The following is a 16,493-nucleotide window of genomic DNA, read 5'->3' on the forward strand; positions in this document are numbered from 1 at the left end:
CAACCACTTGAGCAAGTGGTATGCCATGCTTGTATGCAAGATTTGTCGCCAAAAAGTAGCGGGAACGCCGGTCGACAGCGGCAGCTGCGCTGAGCGACTCCCCAAAACGGGGCGTGTCGCGCGGCGATGGTGCGCGATGCGGGGCGGCGCGGGGCATTTCTACGAACAGAACCGCTACGCCGCGGCGAGGTGGCCTCGAGCTACCGCTACCTCTTCAGAGCTGCGTCATGCCGGGAATGGGGAATAGTGCTGCTCCAGATAGCTGACGCCAATGCTTCACCACGATGGGGCTCGGTCAGATATCTCTACAGTTCACGCCTGCGTGCGCTCATGGCCATCAGTGGGTCGAGCAGCGCGGCATGCAGGTATCTGACGGCGGGCGAGAACTGACGGCGATGCGGGCAGACCAGGTTGAGGGGCGCCGGCTCGCCAGGCTGATCAGGCAACAGCAGTTCCAGCCGGCCTTCTTCGACGTCATCGCAGACGTCGAGCCAGGACTTGTAAGCGATGCCGCGTCCATCCAGTGCCCAGCGCCGCGCGATTTCCGCGTCGTCGCACATCAGCGTGCCCTTGACGGTGATCTGCCGCCGCGTGCCGGCGCTCGGGAAGCTCCAACGGTCATGGACCCGGCCGCCCAACACATAGGGCAAGCACTGGTGCGTGAGCAAGTCGTCGAGTGATGCGGGCCGGCCGTGGCGCCGAAGGTAGTCCGGAGACGCCACCAGCACGCGGCGATTGTCGGGCGCGAGCGGCAGGGCGACATAAGTGGCGCCTTCGTTCATGCCATACCGGAAGGCGATGTCCACCGGGTCGCGAAAGACGTCGGAGACCTGGTCGGACAGCGACAGCCGGAGCACAAGTTTCGGGTGGGATTCCCGGAACGCGGTCAGCAGCGGCAGCAGGATATTGCGGCCAAGGTCGGACGGGGCGGCGATCTTCAGCGTGCCCTGTAATGCATGCTGCTCGCCGTGCAGGCGGTCCCGGCCTTCCTTGAGCTTGGCCAGCGCCTCGTCCGCATACGGCAGGTATTGCTCGCCCTCGGCAGTGAGCCGCAGGCTGCGAGTGGACCGTGCGAACAGCCGGATGTCGAGCTCTTTCTCCAGGCGCTGGATGGCGGCGCTGACCTGCCCCGGTAGCAGGTCGGCCTCGCGAGCGGCGTTCGAGAAGCTGCCAAGCGCTGCGGTTCGCAAAAACAGTTGCAGATCGTCGAGTCTGATCATTTTCACTCTGATAGTGAAAGTCTTGCCGGATTCTCCCAGTTTTTCGACAACGCCGCAGCGACGAAAATGCCAAACCAGTCCGGGCCGCCCCGGCCGGACGACACGCAGTCGCAGTTGAACGAATTCCCGTATTTCCCGAACCATGAACTGGAGCAGAAATGAATTTCACTGACGCCGTACTTTCCCGCCATACCGTCAAGGCTTACGAAGGCGGTAAGACCTTGCCCCAGGAACAGGTCGACATGCTGCTGGCCTGGCTGCACAACAGCCCGTCGTCGGTGAATTCGCAGCCGTGGCACTTCGTGGTGGCGTCGACGCCCGAGGGGCGCGAGACGATCGCCAAGGCGGCCACTGGTACGTTTTCCTACAACCATCCGAAGATCGTCGATGCCTCGCACGTGATCGCCCTGTGCATGCGTGCCGACCTGGACGAAGCGCATCTTCGCGCCATCCTTGCGCAGGAGGAAAGCGACGGCCGGTTCAAGATCCAAGGCGCTCGCGAAGGTCAGGACAAGACCCGTCGTTCGTATGTGGACCTGCATCGCTACGAGCGGCGCGATGTGCCGCAATGGATGGAGAAACAGGTCTATCTTGCCCTTGGTGGTCTGCTGCTGGGCGCAGGCATGCTGGGGATTGATGCGACGCCGATGGAGGGCTTCGACGCGTCGGCGCTGGATGCGGCACTCAATCTGCGCGAGCGTGGCCTCACCAGCGTCGTACTGGTGTCGTTGGGCCGCCGCAGCGAACAGGACTTCAATGCCGGACTGCCGAAGTCGCGTCTGCCGAAAGAGGTAGTGTTCACCAATATCTGAGGCGGTTTCAGCCATCGTTGCCTGGTTGGGCCTGCGCCCGCGCCCGGTATCGAGCTTCAGGTGTCACGTCCTTGGCGAGCTTCTGGCCCACCAGCGGCGGGCAGAGTTGATATTGGAAAGATAATGGCGGGAAGTTCGCATGGTGGAGGCAAGATCGAGGCGGTCATCCACGCGGCATATAGGAATGGGGCCCGGCGCCGGCAACCCAGCGCCAGCAATCCCCGTCAATCCACACTCGCCCCCGACGCCCGCACCAGCTTCGCCCACTTGTCCGTATCGCGGCGGATCAGCACCGAGAACTGCTCCGGCGTCGAAGTCAGCGGCGCGGCCCCGGCCTGCACCAGCTTGTCCCGCATCGCCTTGTCTTGCGCGATGCGCGTGATTTCCTGCGACAAGCGCGTGGATACCTCGGGCGGCAACCCTCGCGGACCCACCACGCCGAACCAGACGTCGGCTTCATAGCCCGCAATGCCCGCCTCGGCCATGGTCGGCACGTCGGGCAGCGCCGGCGAGCGCGTGGCGCTGGTCACGGCCAGTGCGCGCAGGCGGCCGGCCTTCACATGCGGCAGCGAGCCCGGCAGGTTGTCGAACATCAGTTGCACCTGGTTGGCAAGCAGGTCGGCCATCGCCGGGCCGCTGCCCTTGTACGGCACGTGCACGATCTCGACACCCGCCATCGACTTGAACAGTTCGCCGGACAGATGGTTGGTGGTGCCGTTGCCGGCCGAGCCCATATTGAGCTTGCCGGGGTTGGCCTTGGCATAGCTGACCAGCTCGCGCACGTTCCTGGCCGGCACGTTCGGATTGACCACCAGGATGTTGGGCACGCCGGCGAACAGCGCCACCGGCGAGAAATCCTTCTGCGGATCGAACGGCAGCTTCCGGTAGAGGGTGGCGTTGATCGATTGCGTGCCCACCGTGCCAAACATCAGCGTGTAGCCGTCGGCCGGCGCCTTGGCTACGAGGTCCGAGCCGATGGTGCCGCCGGCGCCCGGCCGGTTGTCCACCACCACCTGCTGGCCGAGGGTTTCGGACAAGCGGGTGGCCAGTACGCGGCCGAGCAGGTCGGTGGTGCCGCCGGGCGGAAAGGGCACCACCATGCGGATGGGTTTGTCGGGGTAGGGGCCGGCCGTGGCCAGGCTCGTCGCCAGCGTCAGACAGGTGGCAGCCAGGGCATGTGCAAGGTTCTTCATGGGGGCAGGGTCTCCGTGGGACAAGGATAAGGGCAATGCCGGCTGCGGTGTGCGGCGCGGCTCAGCTTTGTGATGCGAGGTGGTTGAGCGAGCGCTTCAGCGCCGCGCGCGCGGCGTCGAGGCGGGCCCGGGTGGCGTCAAGGGATTCGCGGGCATGATGCGTGGCGGCGCGCTGGGCGGCGATGTTGTCGCGGACCAGTACCGGCGCGGGCCCGCCGGCGGCCATGCGCGCGGCGACGCCCTGTTCGGGGTCGAGGCAGCGGGCGACCGCGGCGGCATCCAGTCCGGCCGCCCGGCCGGCGACGCGCATCGCGGCGGCATCGACCATGTCGGCGCTGATCTCGTCGGCGGGCAAGTGCTGGTCGAGCGCGTCGCGCACCACGGCACCGACGATGTGATGCGCCTGGCGAAACGACATGTCGGCCTCGCGCACCAGCGCATCGGCCAGGTCGGTCGCGGTGGAGAAATCGCGGCGCGCGCGCGCCAGCATGCCGGCACGTTGCGGCGTGGCGTTGGCGATCACCAGCCGCAGCAGCGACAGGCAGCGCAGGCATTCGTCGCCGGCCTCCCAGAAGCCGCGCATGCTCTCGCGGTTGCCGTCGCCCGAGTGCGTGAAATGGCTGCCCTTGAGCGCGGCCAGCGCGCCGGTCAGCAGGCCGAGCATGTGGCCGCCCTTGCCCTTCAGGTATTCCAGCACGACCGGGTTCTTCTTCTGCGGCATGATGCTGGAGGTGCCGGCGACGCTGTCCGGGAAGTCGATCAGGCCGAACTCGGGCGTGGCCCAGACGTACAGGTCCTGCGCCACGCGGCCCCAGCTGACCGCACCCACGGTGATCGCCGCCAGCATCTCCCAGGCAAAGTCGCGCGAGGCCACGGCGTCGAGCGAATTCGGCGCATGGGTGGAGAAGCCCAGCCAGTGCGCCGTCGCCGCGCGGTCGATCGCAAAGGCGGTGCCGGCCAGCGCGCCGGCGCCGAGCGGGCAGGCATCCAGGCGCGCCAGCGCCTGCTCCATGCGCGCGATATCGCGGCCGAGCGACTCGGCAAAGCCGGCAAGGTAGTAGCCATAAGTGATCGGCTGGGCCGCCTGCAGGTGCGTATAGCCGGGCATCACCACCGCGGCATGGGCGTCGGCCCGCTCCAGCGCCGCCGTGCGCACCGCCAGCATCGCTTCCAGGATGTCCAGCGCCAGGTCGCGTGCACGCAGCCGGTCATGCGTGGCCAGGATGTCGTTGCGGCTGCGCGCGACATGCAGCCTGCCGCCGGCGTCGGCACCGGCCATCTGCATCAGGTGGGCTTCGTAGTTGAAGTAGGCGTCCTCGCGCGCGGGATCCAGCGGCACGGCGGCAGGCCCCTCCGCTTCGATGCGCAGCAGTGACTGCGCCAGCACCGCGGCAACGTCAGCCGGAACCAGCCCGGTGCCATGCAGCATCAGCAGGTGGGCCTGGTTGATATCGGTCAGGTAGCGAAAGCCGCTGCCGAATTCGCGCATCAGGCGGGGCAGGTAGATGTGCTCGCATACCTCGGCGGCGGTGGGCTGGGTCAGGCGTCGGCTGACTTTGGATTCCATGCTGTGTGATCTCCGAAACGATGGAGCCAGTATGGAAATCCGTCGCATATATCGTCAAATCAGTATTTCCGTCATGCCCATACGGATTTGATATGCTGCACGAAAACCGCTGACCCCAACCGTCGCCAGCCATGAACTACAAGCAGATCGAAGCGTTCCGCGCCGTCATGCTGACGCGCTCGATGACCGAAGCCGCCGCGCAGCTCCATACCTCGCAGCCCAACATCAGCCGCGTGATCGGGCAACTGGAACGCGAGGCGGGCTTCCGGCTGTTCGAGCGCGTCGGCAACCGGCTCGCGCCGACGGACGAAGCCGAAGCCTTGTTTCTCGATGTGGAGCGCTCCTTCGTCGGCCTCGACAGCCTGCGCGCGTCGGCCCGGTCGATCCGTGAATCCGGCGTGGGCACGCTGCGCATCGGCACCGTGCCGTCGATCGCGATGAGCGTGATGCCACAGGCAATCCTGGCCTTCCGCGAGCGCTATCCGGACGTGCCGATCGCCGTGCATACCAATGATTCGCCCACGGTGGCCAAATGGACCGCGGCGCGCTTCTGCGATATCGGGCTGGTGTCGTACCTGGCCGAAACCACCGGCATCCGCAGCGAGTTGCTGCGCCGCGAGGACGGCGTGTGCATCGTGCCGGCGACGCACCGGCTCGCGCGCAAGCGCCGCCTGCACGCCAGCGACCTCGATGGCGAGCGCTTTATCTCGCTCACGCATGGCGACGGCACCCGCGCCACGGTCGACGCCGCGTTCGTGCCGGCAGACCGGCGCGTGCTGACCCTGGAGACGCCTTACGCGGCCACCATCTGCACCATGGTGGGCATGGGCCTGGGCGTCAGCGTGGTCAACCCGCTGGTGGTGCGCAGCCTGAAGCCGGCGGGTGTCAAGGCGATCCCGTTCGAGCCGGTGATCGCTTTCGAGAGCCACATCCTGTTCAATCCGCAGCGGCCGGTGCCGGCGCTGGCGCAATGGTTCCTGGCGTGCTTGCGGAAAGTTACTGGCTAGGCTGAAAACTGCTGGAGGGATGGCTCCGTTCGTTCCCGTACATGTCAGTATCGCCAGTGCGTGGTGGCCGGATCCGCCATGAGTTCATTGTGAAAATGGCCTGTGGACCAGCGGCACTTCCGGTGTCGGGGCGGCCTCGAAGGGTTCGTTTAGAATCCGGGGCATTGACAGCAATGTGTGCAATTCCTACCTCACCATGAGCAAGCGGCTTACCAGCATCGACATAGCCAACCTGGCAGGGGTTTCACAAACCACCGTCTCCCGTGTGCTTCAGGATTTGCCATCGGTGAAGCCGGAGACCAAGGCGCGGGTCTTAAAGGTCATACAAGACTACGAGTATTCGCCCAGTGCGGCAGCTCGACAGATGAAGACGCGTCGCAGCGGGACGGTTGCGGTGGTGATCGCGAGCCTGTCTAACCCGTTGTACCCGATGCTGCTCCAACTATTAGTTGATCGGCTCGCTAGTCGGGGCTTCCGCACAACGGTCTGGGAGCTCGAAGGAAAGATGGACGAGGCAACGGTGCGTGCGCTCGCCGAAAGCGCTACCGATGGCGTTATCTTTGCCGCCGCGCTGGATGAATCCAGGGAGATGCTGGCCCGAGTCGCGGCCGAGAAGCCGATCATCCTGATCCATCGCTCTGTCGGAACCGACTTGTTCGACACCATCGTGAGCGACAACTATGCCGGCGGCCGCCGGGTTGCAGACTATTTCGTGTCCGCGGGCAGAAAGTGCATTGGCTTGATCTCGGCCGCGTCCAGCAAGAGTTCCAAGGCAAGCACGATCCGCGAACGCGAGCGAGGCTTCATGGAAGGGCTTGGCGCGTTGAGCCAGGGGAACGCCTTTGTGCGGGCCGATGCCGCCGACTTTAGCTACGAGTATGGCTTTCGGGCGATGCAGACACTGCTCGCTGAACGCCCTGATGTCGATGCAGTGTTCTGCACCAATGACATTGTTGCGATCGGTGTGCTGGATGCCGCCCGTCGCAGTGGCAAGCAAGTCCCGGGCGATCTCTGGATCGTCGGCTATGACGATATTCCCATGGCGAGGTGGGAGTGCATCAGCTTGAGCACTGTCCAGCAACCCTTGCCTGCCATGGTCGAGCAGGTGGTAGACCGGCTCCAGCGTCGTATGACTACGCCGGAGCTGGCCCCGTACACCTTTGTGCTCCCTAATGATCTCGTATTGCGACGCACAACATCCTGAGCTTGGCAGTTTTACGATTGCGCTTATAATGACTACGTAACCAAACTATTGGGAAAGCGTGATTGACCGGCGGGAAGCCGCATCACGCGTTTTTTTGAGGGAAAAATGACTACGTATTCATTTGGTGCGGTGTCCGAGCCTGCTCGGTCGACATCCGTGTTTCGCACTGCAGACGTGTGCGTCGTTGGAGGTGGCGCTGCTGGGGTAGCCGCCGCCATTGCCGCGGCGCGGACGGGTGCCAAGGTACTGCTTCTGGAGCGCGAAGGCTTTTTAGGCGGCACCCTGACGTCGGTGAGCCTGGGCAGCATCTGTGGGCTCTACGCGGTCACGGATACAGAGATACAGCAGATTGTGGGTGGGTTCTGCAACGAAGTCATCGAGCGACTGCGGTCACTTGACGGCCTCGGGGAAACGACTCGATGGCTCGAGACAGCTTCGCTGCCTTATGACCTGTTCGCCATGAAGGTCGCCCTCGATCAACTCGTCCAGGAAGCAAAGGTCGAGGTCTTGTTTCATGCACTGGTGGTTGGGGTCGCGATGAAAGAGCGCGAACTGGACGCCGTGCTGATCGAGACCAAGGAAGGGCGACTCGCCATCCGGGCAAAGTCGTTCGTGGACTGCTCTGGCGATGCCGACCTGGTGAACTTCGCCGGCGCGCCTTTCGAAATTTCGGAAGGCGATCTTCAGTTTCCTACCACCATGGTGCGGTTCGGCGGCGTAGACACCGACTCGCTGGCCCGCTTGAGCCGTCCGGCTCTTCGCGAAAGGCTTGAGCGGGCTGTCGCCGACGGCTACGACCTTCCTCGCACCGCAGGCGGCGTATTTGCCGAACGGCCAGGGCTTGCGCATCTGAACATCACGAAAGTGGCGGTGGACGGCAAATCGCCCAACCCGTTCGACCTTAGTGTCATGTCACGGGCAGAGATTGCGGGGCGGCAACAAGTCTGCACATACCTGAAGGCATTCCGGAAGTACGTGCCGGGATTCGAGTCGGCCTTCGTCATGGATACGGGCGCGGTGATCGGCATCCGTGAAAGTCGGCGTACCGTCGGGAGCTACGTCCTCACTGACAAGGATGTTCTCGAAGGAGCGCGCTTCGACGATGCCATCGGGTGCTGTGCATGGCCAATGGAGGACCACGCTGCGGGCAGGGCGACCAAATGGATCTGGTTGCCGCCTGGCACGTACTTCCAGATTCCCCTGCGTTCGCTTCTGCTGGAAGGCTTCGACAACCTGATGGTGGCTGGCCGTTGTGCATCGGCCACTCATGGCGCGCAGGCCTCGATCAGAGTCACCGCGCAATGCTTCGCCATGGGCGAAGCGGCGGGACATACCGCTGCAACGGCAGCGGCACGCGGCATCAGCGTTCACCATGTTCCGGCGTCCGATATCCAGCAGGTGCTGGAAAACAATGGTGCCTTCCTTGGAGCCTTGCAATGAATTCCCCGAAATACCGTAGCAATTTCGCCCCGGGTACGACCCGTTGGGCACTGCGCAAGGCCCAGTGGCAAGCCCTGGGACTGAGCGATGCCGATCTGGACAAGCCGAAGATTGCCGTGGTCAACACCTCGTCGGAGCTGTCGAGCTGCTTCAGTCACCTCGATGGCGTATCCGCCCACGTGAAGGCGGCGATCCGCGCGGCAGGGGGCGTACCCTTCGAGGTCCGCACCGCCGCCCCCAGCGACTTCATTACCAGCGCAGGCAAGCAGGGCCGCTACATCCTCCCGTCCCGCGACCTGATCGTGAACGACATCGAGGTGCAGGTCGAGGGCGCACAACTCGACGGCATGGTCTGCCTGGCTTCCTGCGACAAGACGACGCCCGGACAAATGATGGCCGCTGCGCGGCTAGACATTCCGACACTGGTGGTGATTTGCGGCTATCAGGCCAGTGGTCAGTACAAGGGCGAGCATGTGGACATCGAAGATGTGTTCGAGAAGGTCGGCATGCACGTGACTGGTCAACTCTCCTTCGAGGACCTGGACGGCATGTGCAAGCGCGCCGTGCGCAGTCCCGGTGTGTGCGCGGGTCTTGGGACTGCCAACTCCATGCACATCGTCTGCGAGGCATTGGGTCTGACGCTGCCAGGTGCCAGTCCGGTCCTGGCCAACTCTCCGGCGATGGTCGACCAGGCCCGAGCCGCCGGCGCACGCATTGTCGAGATGGTCAATGAAGGTCTGACGCCTCGCAGCATTCTGACGCCGGCGGCCTTCCGAAACGCCGTGCGCGTCGCATTGGCACTGTCGACGTCGATCAACGTGCTGCGCCACCTGCAAGGTGTTGCGGAGGAAGCCGGCACGGATGTGGATCTCTACGATCTGTTTGACCGGCTTGGCCGCGAGGTGCCGTTGCTTGCGACCGTCAAGCCCAACGGTCCGCACCGTACGGAGGAGCTTGAAGCGGCCGGTGGCACCCTTGCGACGATCAAGCGTCTAACCTCTATGATCGAGCAGGAGTGCCTGACGGTCTCCGGCAAGACGTGGCAGGCAATTCTCGACGAATACGAGGCGCCTTCGCCGTCGATCCTGCGCACGTTGGACAATCCTGTCTCTACGAAACCGTCGCTGGTCATCCTGAAGGGATCACTTGCACCCGAGGGTAGCATTCTCAAGCTCGGCAATGCCGGCGAGAAGGCGGAAAGCTTTCGTGGCAAAGCGATGGTGTTTCACTCTCAGGAGGAAGCTATCGCGGCATTGGCGGAGGGACGTATCACGGCGGGGACCGTAGCGTGCCTGCGTGGCATGGGGCCGATTGGTGGTCCAGGCGTGGCCTTGGCGTCGTCATTCGTCGCAGCCGTCGAAGGCGCGGGCTTCAACGGCAAGGTCGCCGTCGTGACCGATGGCCAGCTATCTGGCTTGAACCGAGGGGTCGCGGTCGGTCAGGTGTGCCCCGAAGCCGCAGCCGGTGGCCCTTTGGCTCTTGTCCGGGATGGCGACGAGATCGAGATCGACATTCCCGGACGGCAGATCAACTTGCTTGTCGACGAGAAGGAGATGGCTTCGCGTCGGGTCGACGCAGCACCCATCCAGGGGGCTGCGGAGCAAGGCTGGCTGAACATCTACAGCAAGACGGTGAAGCCGCTCGCCAGGGGCGCGGTACTGATTCCAATCCATCCTCGATAAACCAGACTTGGAGGAGACACATCATGAATGCATTGATCAAAACTGCGTGTCGTGCGGCCATCGCGGCTTCGGCCTTGGCCTCAGGTATCGCCATGGCAGCCTACCCCGATAAGCCTGTGCGCATTGTTGTGCCATACCCGCCGGGTGGCGCATCCGATACGACCGCGCGGGTGCTGAGCGAAAAGCTGAAGGAAGTCACCGGTGCCACCTTTGTGGTCGAGAACCGGCCCGGCGCAAACGGAAATATCGCGGCCGAGATGGTGGCCAAGTCGCCGGCAGATGGCTATACGCTGCTGATGGCGAACGTCGGCCCGAATGCGATCAGCCAGTCGATCTACCCGAACCTCGGCTACGACGTCAACAAGAGCTTCGCCCCAATCGGGCAAACCACCACGGTGCCGATCGTGCTGGTGGCCGGACCGAAGGTCAAGGCGGCGGATATCAAGGGGCTGGTGGCAGAAGTCAAGGCCAATCCGGGTAAGTACACCTTTGCGTCGGCCGGCAATGGCTCCTCCAATCACCTGGTTGGCGAGATGTTCAACTCTGGGCTGAAGACGGACATGATGCACGTGCCCTATAAGGGCGATGGCCCGGCTCTGACCGATGTGATGGCCGGGCAGGTGTCCATGATGTTCACTACGGCCGTTGCTGCGCGTCCTTTCGTGACTGGAGGAAAGCTCAAGCTCATCGCTGTGGCAAGTAAGAAGCGCGTGCCGGCGTTCCCCGATGCACCGACAATCGATGAATCCGTGCTTAAGGGATTCGACGCCTCTTCGTGGGGCGGTCTCGTTGCACCCGCCGGAACTTCGCCGGAAATCATCAAGCAACTGAGTGCCGCCCTGATGAAGGTGCTTGCCATGCCGGAAGTGAAGAGCCAGTTGGCGACGCTTGGTGCCGAAGTGGTGGCAACCAGGCCTGACGAGTTTGCCCGCTATATCAAGAGCGAAACCGACAAGTGGGGCGCTGTCGCGAAGTCGGCAAAGGTGGTCGCTGAATAAGCCAGCCCGGAATGCGAACGGCCCTTGAGACCTGGTCTGGTCTCAAGGGCCGATTGCGTTTGTCCCGTCGCGCTGTCCGGGACATCGGCAAAGCGGCAAGCCCAAAGTCCCCTCTACGATTTGGGGCGCTGTTTTCCGCGCCCGCACGGGACTAAGGCGCCGCTATGATTTTCACCGCAGCAGTACTTTCCCGAGCGATCAGCTCCGGCTCGAATTCGTCCTGCAGATCGTCCCGCCGTGCCGCGCCTTCTATCTGCGCAATAATGTTCCGCGCGGTCAGTTCCCCGATACGCACGGGATTCGACCGCATGGTTGTCAGGGTAGGCGTGATAAGTTCGGCGACCTGCCAGTCCCCGAAACCGGTCACAGAGATATCGTCCGGAATGGACCGGCCCAGGGCGCGGCACTCGGCGATGGCGGCGACCGCGATGAAGTCGTTTATGCAGATCAGTGCGGTAGGCCGATGTGGACTTGTCAGGCAGGCGCGCGCCGCGGCGCGCGCCGGCTCGACCTCATAGGGCGTGGGCAGGACCAGTTCCTCGCGCAGTGCGATGCCATGTTCGCTGAGCACGTCCTTGACGCCTTCGAGCCGCTGGACCGACAGGTGCTGGGTGTGCAGCGGCCCCGGGAGGACGGCGAATTCCCGGTGCCCAAGGTTTACCAGATAGGCGGTCAGCCGCCGCATCGCGAGCCGGTTGTCGTAGCCAACCGTCGGATGGCTGCCTTCGCGATCCGTTGCCCACATCAGCACATAGGGGACATTGTGCTTATGGATCAGCGAGAAGACGTCGGGGTGGTGCTGCGAGCCGATGATGGCGATGCCGTCCACGCGCCGCTCCAGCATTTCCCGCGCGCAGCGCAACTCGATTTCGCTGTTGTCGCGATGGCACGTCAGAAGAACGGTATAGCCGAGCGCTTCGAGCTGCTTCTCCAGGCTGTCCACGGCTCTGGCGTACAGTTCGTTCATCAGCGTCGGGGCGATGATGCCGATGGACATGGTCCGTCCCGAACGCAGGATCCGGGCAGCGGCAAAAGGCACGTAGTCGAGGCTGGCAATCGCTTCCTGCACGCGCTTCAGCGTCTCAGGCCGCAGCAGTTCAGGTGCCGACAACGCGCGCGATACGGTGGCGGAAGACACGCCGGCAAGGAGAGCGACCTGTTTCACGTTGACCATATTCGGCATGCCTCGAAAACGAAGGGAAGAGCAAGGTTGGAGTGAAGGATGAGCCCGTCCAAGGGTGCCCTGGCGGCCCAGCCCGACGCCGCATTGTATCGTCGAGGGACAAGTCCGCTGGTCAGGAACGCCATGCAAGCGCCGGTCGAGGCCATGCGACCGGCGCTTGCCGCGGCTAGTCGAGCCGCACCTTCGAAGAGTCCGCAACCTTCTTCCACTTGGCGAGTTCGGCGCGAAGGAAGGCGTCAAACGACTCCGGCGTGCCGCCGACGATCTCGGCGCCCTGAGCCAGCAGCTTCTCCCGGATGTCCTGATATTGCAGCGCCTTGTTGAACTCGGCATTCATCTTGGTGATGATGGCCGCCGGGGTGCCCGTCGGCACCATGAAGCCGCCCCAGGATACGGCCTCATAGCCGTTAATGCCCAGTGCTTCGTCTACCGTGGGAACATCCGGCAAGGACGGTAGGCGCTTCTTGCTGGTGACCGCAAGCGCGCGCAGCTTGCCGCTTTTGACCTGCGGCATGCCGGCCAGCGCCGTCGGCAGCGCGACATGGATCTGCCCGCCCAGCACGTCAGTCAGCGAGGGTGCGTCGCCCTTGTAAGGGACATGCGCCATCTTGACGCCCGCCATGGTATTGAGCAGCTCGCCCGCCAGGTGGTTGCTCGCCCCGTTGCCTGCCGAGCCGAAGGTAATCTCGCCAGGCTTATCCTTGGCCATCGCGATCAGTTGCTTCAGATCCTTGATGGGGGAGTTCGCCGCCGTGACGATGACCAGCGGAACCGTGGTCGCCAGGATCACGGGCGCGAAATCCTTGACCGAGTCATAAGGCAGTTTCGAATAGACCGCAGGATTGATGGCATTCGGTCCAAGGTTGGCCATCAGCACCGTATATCCGTCCGCGGCCGATTTCGCCACGAGTTCGTTGGCGATGATGCCGTTGGCGCCCGGCCGGTTCTCGATGACGACCGATTCTCCCCAAGCCTGGCTAAGCTTTGCGCTCAGCAGCCTGGCGGTGACATCCGAAGCGCCCCCGGGCGGATAGGGCAGGACCACCCGGACCGGCTGGGCGGGCCAGTCCTTGGCCGCCGCGTGCGGCGAGGCGGAGATCGCTGCCAGGCAAAGCAGGGCGGCGGACGCTTGTCGTAGATATCGATGCATGATGGGTCTCCTGTCTCCTGATGCGATCCTGCTTCGGGATCGCGCTTGTGCTACCTGCGCTTCAAATCGTTCCTCCCCGGCGCAATCCCGAAATCCGGTCCGCGGACCAGCCGAGGTCGCGGCTCAGGATGTCGTCCGTATGCTCGCCGAGCACCGGCGGCGCACGCCGATACTCGACAGTGGAGCGGGAGAACTTGATTGGGTTGGCGATCTGTGGCGCGATCGCTCCGCTTCCATGGGGAAGCGAGAACACCATGCCGCGCGACTGCACTTGCGGATCCGACAAGGCCTGCGGAATCGTATGGATCGGTCCGCACGGCACGCCGGCGGCTTCCAGTTTGTCCAGCCAGCCTGCCGTGTCGCGGCCACGGAATCGCTCCGCCAGCAAGAACACCAGGCTCTCGCGGTGCTTCAGGCGCGCGGCGTTGGTCGCGTAGCGCTCGTCGCGTGCCAGTTCGCCCAGGTCCAGTGCGTCGCACAGGGCGCCGAACTGCCGGTCGTTGCCGACGGCAACGATCAGCGCGCCATCGCTGGTCGCGAACGACTGGTAGGGCGCGAGGTTCGGATGGGCGTTACCCCAACGTCGTGGCTCGGCACCCGCTACCAGGTAGTTGGAAGCCTGGTTCGCAAGCCACGCGACCTGCGTGTCGAGCAGGCTCATGTCGATGTACTGGCCGCGTGCGCTCTCGACCCGTTCGAACAAGGCGCTGACGATGGCCACGGATGCGTACATCCCCGTCATCAGGTCCGAGATCGGTACGCCGCATTTCTGCGGCCCGCCGCCGGGGCGGTCATCGCACTCGCCGGTGATGCTCATGAGCCCGCCCATGGCCTGCACCACGAAGTCGTAGCCGGCCCGGTGACTATACGGCCCGGTCTGCCCGAAGCCGGTGATCGAACAGTACACCAGGCGTGGATTGAGCTCCGCCAGCGTGTCGTAGTCCAGGCCATAGCGCCGCATGTCGCCGCACTTATAGTTCTCGACGAAAACGTCGGCCGTTTTCGCCAGTTCGCGGAGCACGGCCTGTCCCGCCTCGCTGCTGACGTCCACGGTGATCGAGCGCTTGCCGCGATTGGCGCAAAGAAAATAGGCCGACTCAGCCGTCGGGGTGCCGTCTTCCCGGGCAAGGAAGGGCGGCCCCCAGGCGCGCGTATCGTCCCCGCTTCCGGGCCGCTCAACCTTGATCACGTCGGCACCGAGGTCCGACAGCAACTGGGTGCTCCACGGTCCCGCAAGGATGCGGCTCAGGTCGAGCACCCGGATGCCTTCCAAAGGTCCTGCCATGGTTTTGCCTCCTGTGAATGCCCGGGCTTCAGCTCGGGTCGAACAGCACGCCGGGATTCAGGATCTGCTTCGGGTCGAACGCTTGCTTGGCCGCCTTCAGCGCGGTGCAGAACAGCTCGGGCCGCTCCTTGTCATACCAGGGGCGATGGTCCCGTCCGAGCGCGTGGTGGTGTGTGACGGTGCCGCCGGCGTCCACCATGGCCTGCTCCGCCACCCGCTTGATTGCCATGTACTGCTCGGGAATGCGGGCCTTGTCCCCATAGGCAAACCAGGTGAAGTAGGGCGCGGGGCCGTCCGGATACAGGTGGGTGAAGCGGCACGTCACCGAGCCGGGGCGGCCCGTCACTTCGCGGATGATGCGATGCGTCTCCTTCTTGACGTGCTGGTGAAGTGCGGTGAAGCGGTCCCATGTGACGGCGGTTTCCATGGTTTCGCGCATGACGCCGCGTGCAATGGCGTACTCGCGCAGATAGGGGCCGCGCAGGAACTTGTTGCGCCAGCTTGCCGTGGCCGAATCGGCACCTTCCTCGCTGGTTGCAGCGGTCTCCCAATCGCCTTCGCACGCCGCGCAGATCTCCAGCGCACGCGCCATCCACGCATCGACCGGGTGATCCGCCGACTCGAAGCCCAGCACGAGGATGTCATAGGTGCCGTCGCTGGAGCCGGTGTAGGCTGCCTCCTCGCGCTCGACCAAGCGCGCGTTCGCGGGGTTCAGGCCAGACTGGGACAGCAGCCGTGTCGCCTCCACGGCCTTCGCATAATCGCGGAAGCGCACCGTGATCTGCTTGCGGTAGACCGGGCGGCGGTGCAGCTTGACCCAGGCCTCGGTAATGATGCCAAGCGCGCCCTCCGAGCCCAGGAACAGCCGGTCGGGATTGGGGCCCGAGCCCGATACCGGAAAGCGGCGCGACTCGATATTGCCTGCGGGGGTCACCACCTTGAGGCTTTCGATGTGGTCGTCGATCTGCGTGTATGCAGTGGCGAAATGCCCGGCGGCGCGGGTCGCGATCCAGCCCCCCAGCGACGAGAATTCCCATGCCTGCAGGAAAAAACGCATGGTCAGCCCGGTGGGCTTGAGCTGGCGTTCCAGGCTCGGCCCGAGCACGCCGGCCTGGATGCGCGCGGCTTGCGAAGTCTGGTCGACTTCCAGCACCTTGTCGAAGTGTTTGAGGTCGAGCGTGAGGACGCCCCGGTAGCGATCGTGCTCCGGAGGGTTCACCCCGCCGACCACGCTGGAGCCGCCGCCGTAGGGAACGACGGCAAGCTGTTGGCGGCCGCACCAGTCGAAGAGATCGACGATGTCCTGTTCGGTCCGGGGATACGCGACCACGTCTGGCGGATTCGGGAACTCCTTCCGAATGGACCGCGCCACGTCCATCGTACCGGCGCCATAGGTGTGATAAAGGCGCTCGTAGTGGTCGGTCGTGCAGATCTCACGCAGCGTTGCAGGCGGCTGCACGCGCGGGGCGCGAAGTTCGATTTCGTCCGCGGTGGGGAAGGGCATGGCCTCGAACTGCTCGACCCCCAGCAACCGGCTCCACGCGGCCTCGAACTCCGAGATTTCCTGCGGCGTGACGGTGTCTCCTTCGTAGCCCCAGCCATAAAACTTCCGACGGCGTTCCTGCATGTCGATGTCTCCTGTGTGGTTTCGGCGCAATGTAATCGATTACATTTTCGTGCAAAAAATACTGCGAAACCGCAGCATAGACCGCTAAACCTGCAATGCAATCGATTACATCAGTGTAGGCGAGG

Annotated in this window: 14 protein-coding genes; 7 read left to right on the top strand and 7 right to left on the bottom strand. The window is 64.1% G+C overall.

Annotation, left to right across the window (positions count from 1 at the left end; all coding sequences use genetic code 11):
- Positions 1 to 305: 305 nt before the first annotated feature.
- The gene (locus U9J39_RS02830) at positions 306 to 1,220 is read right to left on the bottom strand and encodes a LysR family transcriptional regulator (protein WP_115713828.1); all 915 of its coding nucleotides are present in this window, start codon (positions 1,218 to 1,220) and stop codon (positions 306 to 308) included.
- Here U9J39_RS02830 and U9J39_RS02835 point away from each other — a divergent pair.
- Together U9J39_RS02835 and nfsB are read left to right on the top strand one after the other, a co-directional pair.
- Positions 1,197 to 1,382, top strand: a complete 186-nt coding sequence (locus U9J39_RS02835; protein WP_326346479.1) for a hypothetical protein — start codon at positions 1,197 to 1,199, stop codon at positions 1,380 to 1,382. The genes U9J39_RS02830 and U9J39_RS02835 overlap by 24 nt on opposite strands.
- Positions 1,379 to 2,032, top strand: coding sequence for an oxygen-insensitive NAD(P)H nitroreductase (gene nfsB, locus U9J39_RS02840; protein ID WP_115714293.1), 654 nt, complete (start codon positions 1,379 to 1,381; stop codon positions 2,030 to 2,032). The genes U9J39_RS02835 and nfsB overlap by 4 nt, the downstream gene beginning before the upstream one ends.
- 224 nt (positions 2,033 to 2,256) lie before the next feature.
- Here nfsB and U9J39_RS02845 read toward each other — a convergent pair whose 3' ends face one another.
- Both U9J39_RS02845 and argH read right to left on the bottom strand, forming a co-directional pair.
- Positions 2,257 to 3,225: a Bug family tripartite tricarboxylate transporter substrate binding protein gene (locus tag U9J39_RS02845; RefSeq protein WP_116314032.1), complete on the bottom strand. Its 969-nt coding sequence runs from the start codon at positions 3,223 to 3,225 to the stop codon at positions 2,257 to 2,259.
- Positions 3,226 to 3,286: 61 nt separating this feature from the next.
- Positions 3,287 to 4,792, bottom strand: coding sequence for an argininosuccinate lyase (gene argH / locus U9J39_RS02850; protein WP_115713826.1), 1,506 nt, complete (start codon positions 4,790 to 4,792; stop codon positions 3,287 to 3,289).
- 131 nt (positions 4,793 to 4,923) lie between these two features.
- On the opposite strand from argH, the gene U9J39_RS02855 reads away from it, so the two are divergent.
- From U9J39_RS02855 to U9J39_RS02875, 5 genes are all read left to right on the top strand, one after another.
- Positions 4,924 to 5,799 (top strand): LysR substrate-binding domain-containing protein, encoded by an 876-nt coding sequence (locus tag U9J39_RS02855; RefSeq protein ID WP_018008210.1) that lies wholly within the window; start codon positions 4,924 to 4,926, stop codon positions 5,797 to 5,799.
- A 196-nt stretch (positions 5,800 to 5,995) separates the two neighbouring features.
- Entirely contained in the window at positions 5,996 to 7,003 is a 1,008-nt protein-coding gene (locus U9J39_RS02860) for a LacI family DNA-binding transcriptional regulator (RefSeq protein WP_115713825.1), read from the top strand.
- 105 nt (positions 7,004 to 7,108) lie between these two features.
- Entirely contained in the window at positions 7,109 to 8,443 is a 1,335-nt protein-coding gene (locus U9J39_RS02865) for an FAD-dependent oxidoreductase (protein ID WP_116314034.1), read from the top strand.
- Positions 8,440 to 10,125, top strand: a complete 1,686-nt coding sequence (gene ilvD / locus U9J39_RS02870; protein WP_115713823.1) for a dihydroxy-acid dehydratase — start codon at positions 8,440 to 8,442, stop codon at positions 10,123 to 10,125. Before U9J39_RS02865 ends, ilvD begins: the two co-directional genes overlap by 4 nt.
- Before the next feature lie 23 nt (positions 10,126 to 10,148).
- Positions 10,149 to 11,123, top strand: a complete 975-nt coding sequence (locus U9J39_RS02875) for a Bug family tripartite tricarboxylate transporter substrate binding protein (protein WP_115713822.1) — start codon at positions 10,149 to 10,151, stop codon at positions 11,121 to 11,123.
- Positions 11,124 to 11,274: 151 nt separating this feature from the next.
- Here U9J39_RS02875 and U9J39_RS02880 read toward each other — a convergent pair whose 3' ends face one another.
- The 4 genes from U9J39_RS02880 to U9J39_RS02895 all read right to left on the bottom strand — a co-directional run bounded on the left by U9J39_RS02880 (position 11,275) and on the right by U9J39_RS02895 (position 16,368).
- Positions 11,275 to 12,297 (bottom strand): LacI family DNA-binding transcriptional regulator, encoded by a 1,023-nt coding sequence (locus tag U9J39_RS02880; RefSeq protein ID WP_115713821.1) that lies wholly within the window; start codon positions 12,295 to 12,297, stop codon positions 11,275 to 11,277.
- A 175-nt stretch (positions 12,298 to 12,472) separates the two neighbouring features.
- Positions 12,473 to 13,456, bottom strand: coding sequence for a tripartite tricarboxylate transporter substrate binding protein (locus U9J39_RS02885; RefSeq protein ID WP_116314037.1), 984 nt, complete (start codon positions 13,454 to 13,456; stop codon positions 12,473 to 12,475).
- 61 nt (positions 13,457 to 13,517) lie between these two features.
- Positions 13,518 to 14,741, bottom strand: a complete 1,224-nt coding sequence (locus U9J39_RS02890; protein WP_115713819.1) for a CaiB/BaiF CoA transferase family protein — start codon at positions 14,739 to 14,741, stop codon at positions 13,518 to 13,520.
- Between the two features lie 28 nt (positions 14,742 to 14,769).
- Positions 14,770 to 16,368, bottom strand: a complete 1,599-nt coding sequence (locus tag U9J39_RS02895) for an FAD-binding oxidoreductase (protein WP_326346480.1) — start codon at positions 16,366 to 16,368, stop codon at positions 14,770 to 14,772.
- Positions 16,369 to 16,493 lie beyond the last annotated feature (125 nt).

Source organism: Cupriavidus sp. SS-3 (assembly GCF_035818815.1).
Taxonomy (GTDB): domain Bacteria; phylum Pseudomonadota; class Gammaproteobacteria; order Burkholderiales; family Burkholderiaceae; genus Cupriavidus; species Cupriavidus taiwanensis_C.

Coding starts and splice junctions, on each gene's coding strand:
- U9J39_RS02885 (WP_116314037.1), bottom strand. CDS start 13,456: ATGCATCGATATCTACGACAAGCGTCCGCCGCCCTGCTTTGCCTGGCA.
- U9J39_RS02865 (WP_116314034.1), top strand. CDS start 7,109: ATGACTACGTATTCATTTGGTGCGGTGTCCGAGCCTGCTCGGTCGACA.
- U9J39_RS02855 (WP_018008210.1), top strand. CDS start 4,924: ATGAACTACAAGCAGATCGAAGCGTTCCGCGCCGTCATGCTGACGCGC.
- nfsB (WP_115714293.1), top strand. CDS start 1,379: ATGAATTTCACTGACGCCGTACTTTCCCGCCATACCGTCAAGGCTTAC.
- U9J39_RS02875 (WP_115713822.1), top strand. CDS start 10,149: ATGAATGCATTGATCAAAACTGCGTGTCGTGCGGCCATCGCGGCTTCG.
- argH (WP_115713826.1), bottom strand. CDS start 4,792: ATGGAATCCAAAGTCAGCCGACGCCTGACCCAGCCCACCGCCGCCGAG.
- U9J39_RS02830 (WP_115713828.1), bottom strand. CDS start 1,220: ATGATCAGACTCGACGATCTGCAACTGTTTTTGCGAACCGCAGCGCTT.
- U9J39_RS02895 (WP_326346480.1), bottom strand. CDS start 16,368: ATGCAGGAACGCCGTCGGAAGTTTTATGGCTGGGGCTACGAAGGAGAC.
- U9J39_RS02880 (WP_115713821.1), bottom strand. CDS start 12,297: ATGGTCAACGTGAAACAGGTCGCTCTCCTTGCCGGCGTGTCTTCCGCC.
- U9J39_RS02890 (WP_115713819.1), bottom strand. CDS start 14,741: ATGGCAGGACCTTTGGAAGGCATCCGGGTGCTCGACCTGAGCCGCATC.
- ilvD (WP_115713823.1), top strand. CDS start 8,440: ATGAATTCCCCGAAATACCGTAGCAATTTCGCCCCGGGTACGACCCGT.
- U9J39_RS02860 (WP_115713825.1), top strand. CDS start 5,996: ATGAGCAAGCGGCTTACCAGCATCGACATAGCCAACCTGGCAGGGGTT.
- U9J39_RS02845 (WP_116314032.1), bottom strand. CDS start 3,225: ATGAAGAACCTTGCACATGCCCTGGCTGCCACCTGTCTGACGCTGGCG.